Below are 14672 nucleotides of genomic sequence, written 5' to 3'. Positions count from 1 at the left end.
CGGCCATTGGTCGGGCTTTTCGCATCTGTTTATTTTGTCGAGATCAGGGCAGCTCGATGCCTTCGTTCATCAACATGTCCACCAAGCGTATTAAAGGAAGGCCGATCAGGCTGGTCGCATCCGCGCCCTCGGTGCTGCGAAAGAGGCTGACGCCCAGTCCTTCGGCCTTGAAGCTGCCGGCGCAGTCATAGGGTTGTTCGGCGTGGAGGTAGCGGCTGATACGCGTCTCGTCCAGCTGGCGCATGTGCACGGTGAAGGGCACGCAATCGACTTGGCACTGACCCGTGCGGCTGTTGAAGAGCGCAAGGCCGGTGAGGAAGCTGACGCTGTTGCCGCTGCTCTCCTTCAGCTGTTCCAGCGCGCGCTCGAACGTGTGCGGCTTGCCAAGGATCTGTTCGCCAAGCACGGCGACCTGGTCTGACCCGATGATCAGGTGGTCGGGGAATCGTTCGGCCAGTGCCATGGCTTTCTCACGCGCCAGGCGGGTCACAAGGTCGATAGCAGGCTCGTTCGGCCGGCGGCTTTCGTCGATGTCAGGCGACGCACAGACGAATGGCAAGCGCAGGCGATCGAGCAATTCACGGCGGTAAGGCGAGCTGGAAGCAAGGAGTAGAGGCAGCATGGGTAGCTCCGAAACATGAAAGTCGAGTGTAATCAGCAGGTCAGGTTGCGAACAGGCCTGAATTTCCTTTGACAGTCGCCAGGGTCGTCCCTAGAATGCTGCGCCTATGTTGAATGACCCGATTCCACCTCACGTTGACCCGCGCAAATTAGCTGATCGTGGCACTACTCTTCAGGGAGAGATGCTGCTGGCTGATTTGGAGAGACTCTGCGACCCGCTTGCTGACAATCTCGGTACGGTGCAGGCGAAATTCGTTTTTGAGCGAGACGAGCAGCGCGCTGTGGTTATCCACAGTGCAATTGACGTCGAAGTCAAAATGGTTTGCCAGCGTTGTCTTGAGCTGGTCACCTTTCCGATCCACAGCGAATGCAGTTATGCCGTGGTGAAGGAGGGTGCAAACACCCAGTCGATGCCGAAAGGCTATGACGTGCTGGAACTCGGCGAAGATCCCATGGATCTGCTGGCTTTGATCGAGGATGAGCTTCTGCTCGCCTTGCCCATTGTTCCAACTCATGATCCGAAAGAATGCCAGCCGCCGGCGGACCTCAACGAGTCCGAACCGAGCGAGGACGAGGTAACGCGGTCCAACCCGTTCAGTGTATTGGCGCAGTTAAAGCGTGACCCAAACGTTTAGGAGTTAATCAATTATGGCTGTTCAGCAGAACAAAAAATCCCGCTCTGCCCGTGACATGCGTCGTTCCCACGACGCTCTCGAGGCTAGCACTCTCTCTGTAGAAAAAACCACGGGTGAAGTTCACCTGCGTCACCACGTATCGCCAGAAGGCGTATACCGTGGCCGTAAAGTGATCGACAAGGGCGCTGACGAGTAATTTCTTGTCTGCTCCGGTCATCGCGATCGATGCAATGGGCGGGGACTTCGGTCCCCGCCACATTGTTCAGGCCAGCATTGCCTGCCTGCTTGCTACACCCTCGCTGCACCTGACCCTCGTCGGTCAATCCCCCCTTCTTGAAGAACTCATCGCACGCCACTCCGGTGTCGATCGCTCACGCCTGCACGTTGTGCATGCCAGCGAGATCATCACCATGGATGAGCGTCCGTCCCAGGCCTTGCGCGGCAAGCCTGATTCGTCGATGCGCGTTGCGCTGGGGCTTCTCGCCGATGGCAAGGCCCACGCCTGTGTCAGTGCAGGCAATACCGGTGCCTTGATGGCGCTGTCCCGCTTCGTGCTGAAAACCTTGCCCGGTATCGACCGGCCGGCCATGGTGGCCGCGATTCCGACACAGCGCGGTTATTGCCAGTTGCTGGATCTGGGTGCGAACGTGGATTGTACCGCCGAACATCTTTATCAGTTCGCCGTGATGGGTTCGGTGGCCGCCGAGGCGCTGGGCGTGGTGCGACCCAGAGTCGCACTGCTGAACGTTGGCACCGAAGACATCAAGGGCAATCAGCAAGTCAAGTTGGCCGCGAGTCTTTTGCAGGCCGCACCGGGGCTGAATTACATCGGCTTTGTCGAAGGGGATGGCCTGTATCGGGGTGAGGCGGATGTCGTGGTCTGCGATGGCTTTGTCGGCAACGTGCTCCTGAAGTCCAGCGAGGGCCTGGCGCTGATGATTGGCGAGCGGATCGAGCGGCTGTTTCGCCGCAACGCGCTGTCGCGACTGGTGGGTTTGATGGCAAGGCCTGTGCTCGGCAGGCTCAAGGCCGATCTGGCCCCGGCGCGGCATAACGGTGCCAGCTTTCTCGGTCTGCAGGGCATCGTGGTGAAGAGTCACGGCTCGGCCGATGCTCAGGGTTTCCAGAGCGCGATACAGCGGGCGCTGATCGAGATTCAGGAAAACCTCCCGCAGCGCTTGCGCGGTCGTCTTGAGGATCTGCTTTAGGGCTTCAATGCGAGTCTTGGGCTAGAATGTGACGCCTGTGACCGCATGGTCATCCAACTGTCCATCGCAACACATTGAATTACCTCGCGTTCGGCCCGCCGGACGCTCATTTTGACGAGAATAATCAGGGGCTTGTTAATGTCTGCTTCCGTCGCATTTGTCTTTCCGGGCCAGGGCTCGCAGTCCCTCGGCATGCTGGCCGAGCTGGGCGCGCAGCATCCGCTGGTGCTGGAGACGTTCAAAGAAGCTTCCGCTGCGCTGGGCTATGACCTCTGGGCGCTGACCCAGCAGGGCCCGGAAGAGAGCCTCAACCAGACCGATAAAACCCAGCCTGCCATCCTCACTGCATCGATTGCCTTGTGGCGCCTGTGGCTGGCGGAAGGCGGCGTGCGCCCGGCGTATGTCGCCGGCCACAGTCTGGGTGAGTACAGCGCGCTGGTCGCGGCCGGCAGCCTGAGCCTTGCGGACGCGGTCAAGCTGGTCGAGCGTCGCGGTCAATTAATGCAGGAAGCTGTGCCGGCGGGGCAGGGCGGCATGGCGGCCATTCTGGGTCTCGACGATGCGGTGGTTATAGCCGCCTGTGCCGAAGCGGCTCAGGGCGACGTGGTCAGCGCGGTGAATTTCAATTCGCCCGGGCAGGTTGTGATTGCCGGTGCCAAGGCCGCTGTGGAGCGCGCCATCGAAGTCTGCAAGGCCAAAGGCGCCAAGCGCGCCTTGCCGTTGCCGGTGAGTGTGCCTTCCCACTGCGAACTGATGCGTCCGGCAGCCGAACGCTTCGCCGAGTCCATCGCCGCCATCGACTGGCAGGTGCCGCAGATCCCGCTGGTTCAGAACGTCACCGCAAGTATCGTGTCCGATCTCGAAACGCTGAAAACCGATTTGCTGCAGCAGCTGTACAAGCCGGTGCGCTGGGTCGAATCGATTCAGACCCTGGCGGCTCAGGGCGCCCTGCAACTGGTCGAGTGCGGCCCGGGCAAGGTGCTCGCCGGCTTGAACAAGCGCTGCGCTGATGGCGTGACCACTCACAACCTCAATACCCCAGACGCCTTCGCCGCCGCTCGCGCGGCGCTGGCCTGATTAGGAGACGCCTGCATGAGTCAGGGTAAAGTTGCACTTGTCACCGGCGCGAGCCGTGGCATTGGCCGGGCGATCGCCCTTGAACTGGGTCGTAACGGCGCCACCGTCGTGGGTACGGCGACGTCCGAGTCCGGCGCCGAGAAGATCACCGCTTATTTCAAGGAAAACGGCATCGAAGGCTTCGGCCTGGCGCTGGACGTGGGCAGCGACGAATCCGTTGCCGCCGCGCTGGCCCAGATCACCGAACGCGTTGGTGCGCCGTTGATCCTGGTCAACAACGCCGGTATCACCCGTGACAACCTGATGATGCGCATGAAGGATGACGAGTGGCATGACGTCATCAACACCAACCTGAGCAGTCTGTTTCGCCTGTCCAAGGGCGTTCTGCGCGGGATGACCAAGGCACGTTGGGGCCGGATCATCAGCATTGGTTCGGTGGTGGGTGCCATGGGCAACGCAGGTCAAGTAAACTACGCAGCCGCCAAGGCGGGTCTGGAAGGCTTCAGCCGTGCCCTGGCACGTGAAGTCGGGTCGCGCGCAGTGACGGTCAACTCGGTGACGCCGGGTTTCATCGACACCGACATGACCCGCGAGCTGCCAGAAGCGCAACGTGATTCCCTGACGGCACAGATTCCTCTGGGCCGACTGGGGCAGGCAGAAGAGATCGCGCATGTTGTCGCTTTTCTTGCCTCAGAAGGTGCAGGCTACGTTACCGGGGCTACAATCCCCGTTAACGGCGGCATGTACATGTGACCGGTCGTATCGAAAAAATGTCATACGGGCTGTCTAAAATCCGTTATAAAGCTGAAATCTTTTAAGGGGTAGAGGGCTGTTGGGCGTAGCGGGAATTGCGTTTAGCTTGAAATGCGCAAAACCTCTTCTATACACTTACCCATCGGCCAGCTGCCTGAATTTGTCCACTAGGAGTTAAAACACGGTATGAGCACCATCGAAGAGCGCGTCAAGAAAATCGTTGCCGAACAACTTGGCGTCAAGGAAGAGGAAGTCGTGAACACTGCTTCCTTCGTTGAAGACCTGGGTGCCGACTCCCTTGATACCGTAGAGCTGGTAATGGCTCTGGAAGAGGAATTCGAGACCGAAATCCCTGACGAAGAAGCCGAGAAGATCACCACCGTACAAGCCGCTATCGATTACGTTACTGCCCACCAGGCGTAAGATTTTGTAATCGTAGTTTGCTGTCCTGGAGAAACCGCACTGCCCCTGGCGTGCGGTTTTTTCTTTGAATAGGGCAGCGTTTCATCAATAGAAGAAAGGAGAGTCCTGTGTCGCGTAGACGCGTCGTGGTCACCGGTATGGGTATGCTGACGCCTTTGGGCACGGATGTGCCGAGCACCTGGCAAGGCATTCTGGCTGGCCAGAGTGGCATTGGGCCTATCGAACACACGGACCTGTCCAAATACACCACCCGTTTTGGCGGATCGGTGAAGGGATTCAACGTCGAGGAATACCTGTCGGCCAAAGAGGCCCGCAGACTCGATCTGTTCATCCAGTACGGGCTGGCTGCCAGCTTTCAGGCCGTGCGCAACTCCGGTATCGAGATCGACGACACCAATCGCGAGCGCGTCGGCGTGGCGATGGGATCGGGCATCGGGGGCCTGACCAATATCGAGAACACCAGCCGGCTGATGCATGAACAGGGGCCAGGCAAGATATCCCCGTTCTTCGTGCCGGGGTCGATCATCAACATGATTTCCGGGTTCCTGTCGATCCACCTCGGCGCACAGGGCCCCAACTACGCCATTGCCACTGCGTGCACCACGAGCACCCACTGCATCGGCATGGCCGCGCGCAACATCGCTTACGACGAAGCCGACGTGATGATTGCCGGCGGCGCTGAAATGGCGGCCTGCGGCTTGGGCATGGGCGGCTTTGGCGCCTCGCGCGCGCTGTCTACCCGCAACGATGAGCCCGCCCGCGCCAGCCGTCCGTGGGACAAGGGTCGCGATGGGTTTGTACTGTCCAACGGTGCCGGCGCCATGGTCCTCGAAGAGCTCGAGCATGCCAAAGCCCGGGGCGCGACGATTTATGCCGAGCTGATCGGCTTCGGCATGAGCGGCGATGCGTTTCACATGACCTCGCCGCCGGATGACGGCGCCGGTGCCGCGCGCTGTATCACCAATGCCCTGCGTGACGCGAAGATTCGTCCAGAGGACGTGCAATACATCAACGCCCACGGCACCTCGACGCCTGCAGGTGATCTGGCCGAAGTCAGCGCCATCAAGAAGGTGTTCGGCGAGCACGCCTACAAACTGGCCGTCAGTTCGACCAAGTCGATGACGGGCCACCTGTTGGGCGCCGCCGGTGCAATCGAAGCGATTTTCAGTGTGCTGGCGATCAAGGATCAGGTCGCGCCACCGACGATCAACCTCGACGAGCCCGATGAAGGCTGCGACCTGGACTTCGTTCCCCACGAGCCGCGCAAGATGCCGATCGACGTGGTGATCTCCAACTCCTTCGGTTTTGGTGGCACCAACGGTTCGCTGGTCTTCCGCCGGTACGCCGAATGATCGTGAGCTGGATCGATGGCCTTGCTGCTGACTCCCTTGCCGTCAAGGATCGGGGGTTGGCGTACGGCGATGGTCTCTTCGAGACCGTCCTCGTCAAGGCCGGACAGCCATTGCTCTTCCCGCGTCATCTGCAACGCTTGGCACTGGGTGCACAGCGCCTGGCGCTGAACCTGGATCTGGCATTGGTCGAAGAGGAATGCTGCCGCTTCGCTGCCCAGTTGGGTGATGGTGTGATGAAGCTCATCGTTACCCGTGGCGATGGCGTGCGGGGCTATGCACCCGCTTCGGACGCGCAGCCGCGACGCATCCTCCAGTCAAGTGGGCTGCCGGCGTATCCCGAGGCCCATGCAGCGCAGGGCGTCAAACTGTTCGCTTGTCAGACCCGCCTCGCCGAGCAGCCGCTGCTGGCCGGGCTCAAGCACCTCAATCGCCTTGAGCAAGTGCTGGCCCGTGGCGAGTGGCAAAGTGCCGAGTACGCCGAAGGGCTGATGCGGGACGTGTCGGGGCGTATCGTTGAAGCGGTCTACAGCAATCTGTTTATGGTCAAGGGCGGGGTGTTGCTGACGCCGGACCTGCGCCGCTGTGGCGTGGCCGGCGTGATGCGGGCCGAGATCCTGGCGCTGGCGGAGCGCGAGAACATGCCGGCCCGTGAGCTTGACCTGCAGATGTCCGACCTGCAAAAGGCCGATGAGGTGTTTGTCTGCAACAGCGTGTACGGCATCTGGCCGGTGTGCGGCGTCGAGCATCTCAACTGGCCGGTTGGGCCGCTGACCCGTAAACTCCAACACCTTGTTCGCGGGCTTCTGGATATCTGATTCGTGATCCGAAAATTACTCGTCTTGCTGGAAACAGGTGTGGTTCTGGCGGGGCTGTTGCTGGGCGTGGCTTATTGGCAGCAGAACAGCGCGCTGCAGCAGCCCCTCAATCTGACCCAGGAAAAACTGCTGGACGTGCCGTCTGGCTCTTCGCCGACCGGCGTGTTGAATCGGCTGCAAGCCGACGGCGTCATCAAGGACGCGTTCTGGCTGCGTTTGTACTGGCGCTTCAATCTGCAGGGCCAGTCGCTGCACAGTGGCGAATACCGCATGGCACCGGGCATGAACGCCGAGTCGCTGCTCGATCTCTGGCAAAAAGGTGAAGTGGTGCAGTACAGCGTCACCCTGGTGGAGGGCTGGACCTTCCGTCAGGTGCGCGCGGCACTGGCCAAACAGGTCAAGCTGGAGCAGACGGCGAGCGACCTCAGCGACACTGAGCTGATGGCGAAGCTGGGGCATCCGGACGTCTTCCCCGAAGGCCGTTTTTTCCCGGACACCTACCGCTACGTGCGCGGCATGACCGACGTCGAGCTGCTGAAGCAAGCCTACAACCGCCTGGATGAAGTGCTTCAGGAGGAATGGGAGAAGCGCGCTGCCGATGTGCCTTACACCGATCCTTACCAGGCGCTGATCATGGCGTCGCTGGTGGAAAAGGAAACCGGCGTGCCTCAGGAACGCGGCCAGATCGCCGGCGTATTCGTGCGTCGCTTGCAACAGGGCATGTTGCTGCAGACCGATCCGACCGTCATTTACGGCCTCGGCGACCGGTACAACGGCAAGATCACCCGGGCATTGCTGAAAGAGCCTACCCCCTACAACACCTATGTCATCTCCGGCTTGCCGCCAACGCCGATTTCCATGGTCGGGCGTGAAGCGATCCATGCGGCGATGCACCCGGTGGCCGGCAACAGCCTGTACTTCGTGGCGAGAGGGGACGGCAGTCACGTATTCTCCGCCGATCTGGATGCACACAACGCGGCAGTGAAGGAGTTTCAGCTCAAGCGTCGCGCGGACTATCGTTCCAGCCCGACGCCTGTCTCCGCACCGGCGCTGCCGGCAAATGCCGTCGAGCCGCCGCCCGCGCAGCAGCCTTCAGCGCCGCAACCCATAGAGCCGCCATCGACAGAATCGAAGGCGACCGAGCCCAAGGGGGCTGAGCCGGACGCCAGCGAGCAGTCGCCGAGACCGCAGACAGACGCTGCAGCTCCGTCGACTCCAGCCAATGACCCCGGCAAATGACAACCGCGAGCACACTCGCCATAAATCTGACCAAGGACTGCCCGTGACCGGTTTGTTTATTACCCTTGAAGGCCCCGAAGGCGCTGGCAAAAGCACCAACCGCGACTACCTGGCCGAACGGCTGCGCAGTGAGGGCATTGATGTCGTCCTGACCCGCGAGCCCGGGGGGACGCCGCTGGCCGAGCGTATCCGCGAGCTGCTGTTGACGCCCGGTGACGAGCAAATGTTCGTGGATACCGAGCTGCTGTTGATGTTCGCCGCCCGCGCGCAGCACCTCGCCGCGCTGATTCGCCCGGCGTTGGCGCGGGGCGCCGTGGTGCTTTGCGACCGATTCACCGATGCCACGTACGCGTATCAGGGAGGCGGCCGAGGCCTGCCCATCGAACGCATCGCCGTGCTGGAAGATTTCGTCCAGGGCGCGCTGCGTCCCGATCTGACCCTGGTGTTCGATCTGCCCATCGAGATCGGCCTGGCCCGGGCTTCCGCGCGCGGTCAGCTGGACCGTTTCGAGCAAGAGGGCCGAGCGTTCTTCGACGCCGTGCGCAGTACGTATCTGTCGCGCGCGGCCGCTGCGCCTGAGCGTTACCGCCTGGTAAACGCGGCGCTGCCGCTGACTGAAGTCCAGGCTTCCCTTGATGTGCTGGTGCCTGAGTTGACCGCGCTGCTGGCGGCTCGCCGGCATGGCTGAGGCTTATCCCTGGCAGCATGGCCTGTGGCAGCAACTGGCGGGCCGCAAGCAACATGCTCACGCCTATTTGCTGCACGGTCCGGCCGGTATCGGCAAGCGGGCGCTGGCTGAGCGTTTGATGTACCTGCTGCTGTGCCAACGCCCGGCAGGCCTTGAAGCGTGCGGCCAATGCAAATCCTGCTCGCTGCTGGCGGCCGGCAGTCACCCCGACCATTACGTGCTGGAGCCTGAAGAGGCCGACAAGGCCATCAAGGTCGATCAAGTGCGCGATCTGGTCAGTTTCGTGGTACAGACCGCGCAGATGGGCGGGCGCAAGGTGGTGCTGATCGAGCCGGTCGAGTCGATGAACATCAACGCCGCCAATGCCCTGCTGAAAAGTCTGGAAGAGCCGTCGGGCAACACCGTTCTGTTACTGGTCAGCCATCAGCCGAGTCGGCTGCTGCCTACGGTGAAGAGCCGATGCGTGCAACAGGCGTGTCCGCTGCCCGGTGATGCCATGAGCATCGCCTGGCTGGCCGATGCGCTGCCCGATTGCACCGAGCAGGAACGCGTTGAGTTGCTGACCCTCGCGGCCGGTTCGCCCCTGGTGGCGGTCAAGCTGCACGCCCAGGGTGTTCATGAGCAACGGGCGCTGGTGGTGGACGGCGTTAAAAAGCTGCTCAAGGGCCAGCAATCGCCGACCCAGCTGGCCGAAGGCTGGAAGGACATACCGCTGTTGTTGCTGTTCGACTGGTTCTGCGACTGGTCGAGCCTGATCCTGCGCTATCAGCTGACCCAGGACGAAGAAGGCCTGGGCCTGGCTGACATGCGCAAGGTCGTGCAGTACCTGGCGCAGAAATCGTCCCAGCGCAACGTGCTGGCGATTCAGGACTGGGTGCTGCTGCAGCGCCAGAAGGTCATGTCAAAAGCGAACCTGAACAGGGTTTTGTTGCTCGAAGCATTATTGGTGCAGTGGGCAGGCCTGACCGGACAGGGTTAGACTGGCCATCTGCATGACATCATGCATTGCCTGAGGAAACGAGATGAGCGTGCCACTGAGTCCAGGTCCACGTAACGGCATTCTGTCCCTGACCATTAAGGACAAGTCCGTCCTGTACGCCGCGTACATGCCGTTCATCAAAAACGGCGGCCTGTTCATTCCCACCAGCAAAAGCTACAAGCTGGGCGATGAAGTGTTCATGTTGCTCAACCTGATGGACGAGCCCGAAAAGATTCCGGTCGCGGGCAAGGTCACCTGGATCACGCCGAAGGGCGCTCAGGGGAACCGCGCCGCTGGCGTTGGGGTGCAGTTCAACGATGGCGACAACACCGCGCGCAACATGATTGAAAACTACCTGGCCGGAGCGCTTAAGTCCGACCGTCCTACCCACACGATGTAAGTTGCCCCCGCCGCCATGCTTGTAGATTCCCATTGCCACCTTGACCGCCTCGACCTCAGCGCCCACGACGGCTCCCTCGACAACGCCCTGCAAGCGGCGAGAGAGCGGGGCGTCGGGCACTTCCTGTGCATCGGCGTCAGTGCCGAAAATGCCGGTGCCGTGAAAGCGCTGGCCGACCGCTACGACGATGTCGATTGCTCGGTCGGCATTCACCCGTTGGACCTCAAGCCCGGCGAGGCGCCTGCGCTGGAGTGGCTGCTCGGCGAACTCAACCATCCGCGCGTGGTGGCTATCGGCGAAACCGGTCTGGATTATCACTACGAGCCTGAGGCAGCCGAGTTGCAGCAGGCCTCGTTCCGGCTTCATCTGCAGGCGGCCAACGTGACCGGCAAGCCTGTGATCGTCCACACCCGCGGTGCGCGTGCCGACACGCTGGCGCTGTTACGCGAAGCCGCGTTGCCTCAAGCCGGGGTGCTGCATTGCTTTACCGAAGACTGGGACATGGCCAAGGCCGCGCTGGATCTGGGGTTTTATATCTCCCTGTCCGGCATCGTCACCTTCCGCAATGCTGACGCGCTGCGGGACGTCGCCAGCAAAGTGCCCGCCGACCGTCTGCTGGTCGAGACCGACTCGCCGTACCTGGCGCCGATCCCGTATCGGGGCAAGCCGAACCTGCCTCAGTACGTGCGTGAAGTGGCCGAGTTTCTGGCGATGTTGCGCGGCGAGACCTACGAGCGTTTTGCCGAGCAGACCAGCGAGAACTTCAAGCGGCTGTTCCCGCTGGCGCGCGTCCAGGGCTGATCTGCCGTGCATGGCAGTGATTGCCCAGCCCCCGACGTTCAGCAAATCGAGGGCAAAAAAAACCCGGGTTCTGGGGGGTGAATCCGGGTTAAGACCATTAGGAGTAAAACAAAGACACGCTATCCATTGGTGTCCTTACCAACGCTGGCACTTGGGGGAGATGCTGCGTTGGCGAATATAAGTATTGGCTATAATCCGCAGGCGTCCAGCCGCACGCTGTACGATTTTTAAACAGTTTTGGAATACCTGACGGCCTGCTGATACCGCAATACCACCGACGCCCATGATTTTCGACTGCCTGCCTCATCCCGCCAAAAACCGAGACTGTCTCGGCCTCAAGCGTTTCCTTTTTGCCTGCGGTTGTCGAAAATCGTCAGAAAACGGATACAGGTCGGATCGTTCGTGCATTCTTCTGCGGGATAGGCATAATGTGGCGCTTCCGATTCCGAACCCACAGTCTCCTCCTATGCAGAAAGAACCTCGTAAAGTCCGTGAGTTTCGCCGCCGTGAGCAGGAGATTCTCGACACCGCGCTCAAGCTGTTCCTCGAACAGGGCGAAGACAGCGTCACCGTCGAGATGATCGCGGATGCCGTGGGTATCGGCAAAGGCACCATCTACAAGCATTTCAAATCCAAGGCGGAGATCTACCTGCGCCTGATGCTCGACTACGAGCGTGATTTGAACGAGCTGCTGCATTCGGCGGACGTCGACAAGGACAAGGAAGCGCTGTCCCGCGCCTACTTTGAATTCCGCATGCGCGACCCCCAGCGCTACCGATTGTTTGACCGCCTGGAAGAGAAGGTCGTCAAGGGCAATCAGGTGCCGGAGCTGGTCGAGGAGTTGCACAAGATCCGCGCCTCCAACTTCGAGCACCTGACCTTGTTGATCAAGGGCCGAATTTCCGAAGGCAAGCTGGAAGATGTCCCTCCGTATTTCCACTACTGCGCCGCCTGGGCTCTGGTGCATGGCGCGGTGGCGTTGTACCACTCGCCGTTCTGGAGCAATGTCCTTGAAGATCAGGAAGGTTTCTTCCAGTTCCTGATGGACATCGGTGTGCGCATGGGCAACAAGCGCAAGCGGGATGTCGACCACGGCCACGAGACCAAACCCGAGCTCCAATCCGACTCCCAGGCTGACCCTGCTGCCGAATAAATCGCAGCCGCAAAAACCCGATTCAGCGAGCGAAACCTTCTCCAGGTCCGACATGGCGCAAAAGCTGCATTAACCGGCCATTCGCCGGTTTTCCGTCGCCGGACTTTGGAGATAAACATGCGTAGCCTGGTTTTACTGCTGGCTCTACTGGCGTTGAGTGGCTGCATGCACGTCAGCGATCTGGCACAAGGCGCTCACGATGAGCTCAGTGACGCCGGGCTGCTGGATCACAGTTCGACCCGCCGGTTGAACAACTTCCGCGTGCAACCTGACTCGTTCATCTATATCGCCCAAGGCGCCTTTGCTCCTCCGGGCGGCGCCTACCCGCGTCCCAATGTCGTGGCCGAAGAAGCCTTCAACGGTTTTATCGAATATTTCCCGATGGTCCGCCGCGCCCGCGCCCCGGAAGGTCTGGATGACGCGATGACCGAGGCTCGGGCCGCCGGCGCGCACTATCTGCTGTACACCCGTTTTGCCAAGGCTGATGACCGCATCGGCACGTTTGACGAGTGGTCGGATCAGGAAGCAGTGGACCGTCTTGGCATCGACAACGGCGTCATACAGCTGATGCTGATCGAAACCAACACCCGCTACCTTATCGATTCGGCCCGCATTCACCTCCGTGGTGGTCTGCTGACTTTGTACGACACCAAGCCCGAGGATTTGCTAGGACCCCCGATGGAGGCTTACGCTCGGGGTTTGCTGGGCGTCGAAGCCCGCTGAGGAGTGGCGTATGAGTGGGCAGGACAAAGCCAACGATCTGTTGGCCCAGATTGCCAGGAGCGGCAAGGGCTTGCCGCCGGTGCACCTGTGGAACCCGGATTTCTGCGGTGACATCGACATGCGCATCGCCCGCGATGGCACCTGGTTCTATCTGGGCACGCCCATCGGTCGCAAGCCGATGGTCCGGTTGTTTTCCACCATCATTCGCCGCGATGGCGACGATTACTTTCTGATCACCCCGGTCGAGAAGGTCGGCATCAAGGTCGACGACGCCCCTTTTGTGGCGGTCCTGCTGGACGTTGAAGGCAGCGGTGAGTCGCAGTTGCTGCGCTTTACTACCAACGTCGACGACGTGGTGGAGGCGGGGACCGACCACCCGCTGCGTATTGACCTCGATCCGCAGAGCCAGGAACCGGCGCCTTATATTCTGGTGCGCAACAACCTCGAAGCGCTGATCCACCGCAACGTCTTCTATCAGTTGGTGGACCTGGCCGTGACGCGTGAGATCGACGGCCAGCGCTGGCTGGGGGTGTGGAGCGGCGGCGAGTTCTTCCCCATTGGCCTTGAGCCCTGATCCCTTCATTTCTGTTCCCACCACGTTCGCTAATCCGCTCGCGGCCAATTGCCTGACTTTTGCCAGGCAGTTACAGTGCCGCCCCCCGATTTTTCCTGAGGTTTTTCCATGAGTCAGTCCTTTGATATCGCCGTGATCGGCGCCACCGGTGCTGTCGGCGAAACCATCGTCCAGATTCTCGAGGAGCGCGACTTCCCGGTCGGCGATTTGCACCTGCTCGCCAGCGTCGAGTCGGCCGGCAGCTCGGTGCCGTACCGTGGCAAGAACGTCCGTGTGCGTGAAGTCGATGCCTTTGATTTCAGCAAGGCCAACATTGCGTTCTTCGCCGCGGGCGCTGCCGTCACCCGCAGCTATGCCGAGCGCGCCACCGCCGCCGGTTGCGTGGTGATCGACCTGTCCGCCGGCTTGTCAGTCGAGCAGGCGCCGAATGTGGTGCCCGAGGTCAACGGCGCCCGTTTGGCTGATCTGGCCACACCGCAGCAGGTGGCCTGCCCAAGTTCCAGCGCCGCCGCCCTCGCGCTGGTGCTGGCGCCGTTGCGCGCACTGCTGAACATCGAGCGGATCACCGTGACGGCGTGCCTGGCGGTGTCGAGCATGGGCCGCGAAGGGGTCACCGAACTGGCCCGGCAAACCGCTGAGCTGCTCAACGTTCGCCCCCTCGAACCCAAGGTGTTTGACCGGCAGATGGCGTTCAACGTGCTGGCCCAGGTGGGCAAGCCTGACGCCGAAGGTCATGTGCCACTGGAAAAACGTTTGGTCAGCGAGTTGCGCGAGTTGCTCTCGCTGCCTTTAATCAAGGTCGGCGTGAGTTGCATTCAGGTGCCAGTGTTCTTCGGCGACAGCCTGAGCGTGTCGGTGCAGACCCGCGAGGCGGTCGACATCAAGGCGGTCAATGCGGCGCTTGAAACGGCCGAGGGCATCGAGCTGGTTGAGGCCGGCGATTACCCGACGCCGGTGGGCGACGCGGTAGGACAGGATGCTGTCTATGTAGGACGTTTGCGCGGGGGCGTCGACGACGCTTGTGAACTGAATTTCTGGGTCACGCTGGATAATGTGCGCAAGGGCGCCGCGTTGAACGCTGTGCAGGTGGCTGAGTTGTTGATAAAAGATGTTGCGTAAAAGATACTTGCCCACAATTCGAAGAATCATTCTAGCTGCGGCGTGTCGATACGCCCTACACCCGAGCAGGCATTATCTTCGCGATTGCCGGGGAAATTTCAAACAAGGGATG

Annotated in this window: 18 protein-coding genes; 17 read left to right on the top strand and 1 reads right to left on the bottom strand. The window is 61.0% G+C overall.

Features of this window, described 5'->3' with window-relative positions; translation table 11 throughout:
- Positions 1 to 43: 43 nt before the first annotated feature.
- Positions 44 to 622, bottom strand: a complete 579-nt coding sequence (locus ACYASU_RS10830) for a Maf family protein (RefSeq protein WP_463582792.1) — start codon at positions 620 to 622, stop codon at positions 44 to 46.
- A gap of 106 nt (positions 623 to 728) precedes the next feature.
- On the opposite strand from ACYASU_RS10830, the gene ACYASU_RS10825 reads away from it, so the two are divergent.
- The 17 genes from ACYASU_RS10825 (at position 729) to ACYASU_RS10745 (ending at position 14560) form a co-directional block, all read left to right on the top strand.
- Entirely contained in the window at positions 729 to 1256 is a 528-nt protein-coding gene (locus tag ACYASU_RS10825) for a YceD family protein (RefSeq protein WP_192172733.1), read from the top strand.
- A gap of 13 nt (positions 1257 to 1269) precedes the next feature.
- Positions 1270 to 1452, top strand: coding sequence for a 50S ribosomal protein L32 (gene rpmF, locus ACYASU_RS10820; protein ID WP_003179396.1), 183 nt, complete (start codon positions 1270 to 1272; stop codon positions 1450 to 1452).
- 4 nt (positions 1453 to 1456) lie between these two features.
- Positions 1457 to 2464 carry a phosphate acyltransferase PlsX gene (gene plsX, locus ACYASU_RS10815; protein WP_463582791.1) on the top strand — a complete coding sequence of 336 codons (1008 nt, stop codon included), beginning with the start codon at positions 1457 to 1459 and terminating at the stop codon, positions 2462 to 2464.
- Positions 2465 to 2602: 138 nt separating this feature from the next.
- Complete coding sequence (gene fabD / locus ACYASU_RS10810) at positions 2603 to 3541, top strand: ACP S-malonyltransferase (RefSeq protein ID WP_346630548.1); 939 nt, start codon at positions 2603 to 2605, stop codon at positions 3539 to 3541.
- Positions 3542 to 3556: 15 nt separating this feature from the next.
- On the top strand, positions 3557 to 4294 hold the full coding sequence (fabG, locus tag ACYASU_RS10805; RefSeq protein WP_037011760.1) for a 3-oxoacyl-ACP reductase FabG: 738 nt from the start codon (positions 3557 to 3559) through the stop codon (positions 4292 to 4294).
- Positions 4295 to 4480: 186 nt separating this feature from the next.
- Positions 4481 to 4717 carry an acyl carrier protein gene (acpP, locus tag ACYASU_RS10800; protein ID WP_007987170.1) on the top strand — a complete coding sequence of 79 codons (237 nt, stop codon included), beginning with the start codon at positions 4481 to 4483 and terminating at the stop codon, positions 4715 to 4717.
- A 107-nt stretch (positions 4718 to 4824) separates the two neighbouring features.
- The gene (gene fabF / locus ACYASU_RS10795; protein WP_192172729.1) at positions 4825 to 6069 is read left to right on the top strand and encodes a beta-ketoacyl-ACP synthase II; all 1245 of its coding nucleotides are present in this window, start codon (positions 4825 to 4827) and stop codon (positions 6067 to 6069) included.
- A complete protein-coding gene (gene pabC, locus ACYASU_RS10790) occupies positions 6069 to 6884 on the top strand; it encodes an aminodeoxychorismate lyase (protein ID WP_463582917.1) in 816 nt (271 codons plus the stop codon). The genes fabF and pabC overlap by 1 nt, the downstream gene beginning before the upstream one ends.
- A gap of 3 nt (positions 6885 to 6887) precedes the next feature.
- Entirely contained in the window at positions 6888 to 8123 is a 1236-nt protein-coding gene (gene mltG / locus ACYASU_RS10785) for an endolytic transglycosylase MltG (protein WP_463582790.1), read from the top strand.
- Positions 8124 to 8166: 43 nt separating this feature from the next.
- Positions 8167 to 8811, top strand: a complete 645-nt coding sequence (gene tmk / locus ACYASU_RS10780; RefSeq protein ID WP_463582789.1) for a dTMP kinase — start codon at positions 8167 to 8169, stop codon at positions 8809 to 8811.
- Complete coding sequence (locus ACYASU_RS10775; RefSeq protein WP_463582788.1) at positions 8804 to 9790, top strand: DNA polymerase III subunit delta'; 987 nt, start codon at positions 8804 to 8806, stop codon at positions 9788 to 9790. Before tmk ends, ACYASU_RS10775 begins: the two co-directional genes overlap by 8 nt.
- A gap of 43 nt (positions 9791 to 9833) precedes the next feature.
- A complete protein-coding gene (locus ACYASU_RS10770; protein ID WP_037011754.1) occupies positions 9834 to 10190 on the top strand; it encodes a PilZ domain-containing protein in 357 nt (118 codons plus the stop codon).
- A gap of 15 nt (positions 10191 to 10205) precedes the next feature.
- Positions 10206 to 10991: a TatD family hydrolase gene (locus tag ACYASU_RS10765; protein ID WP_463582787.1), complete on the top strand. Its 786-nt coding sequence runs from the start codon at positions 10206 to 10208 to the stop codon at positions 10989 to 10991.
- A 466-nt stretch (positions 10992 to 11457) separates the two neighbouring features.
- Positions 11458 to 12144 (top strand): TetR/AcrR family transcriptional regulator, encoded by a 687-nt coding sequence (locus ACYASU_RS10760; RefSeq protein ID WP_463582786.1) that lies wholly within the window; start codon positions 11458 to 11460, stop codon positions 12142 to 12144.
- 117 nt (positions 12145 to 12261) lie between these two features.
- Positions 12262 to 12867: a DUF4823 domain-containing protein gene (locus tag ACYASU_RS10755; protein WP_463582785.1), complete on the top strand. Its 606-nt coding sequence runs from the start codon at positions 12262 to 12264 to the stop codon at positions 12865 to 12867.
- A gap of 10 nt (positions 12868 to 12877) precedes the next feature.
- Positions 12878 to 13441, top strand: coding sequence for a DUF1285 domain-containing protein (locus ACYASU_RS10750; RefSeq protein ID WP_463582784.1), 564 nt, complete (start codon positions 12878 to 12880; stop codon positions 13439 to 13441).
- Positions 13442 to 13549: 108 nt separating this feature from the next.
- Entirely contained in the window at positions 13550 to 14560 is a 1011-nt protein-coding gene (locus ACYASU_RS10745; RefSeq protein ID WP_463582783.1) for an aspartate-semialdehyde dehydrogenase, read from the top strand.
- Positions 14561 to 14672: the final 112 nt, after the last annotated feature.

It is taken from the genome of Pseudomonas sp. HP_12 (assembly GCF_055283955.1).
Note: the sequence above shows the minus strand (reverse complement) of the source record. Positions and strands in the feature narration are given on the sequence as shown.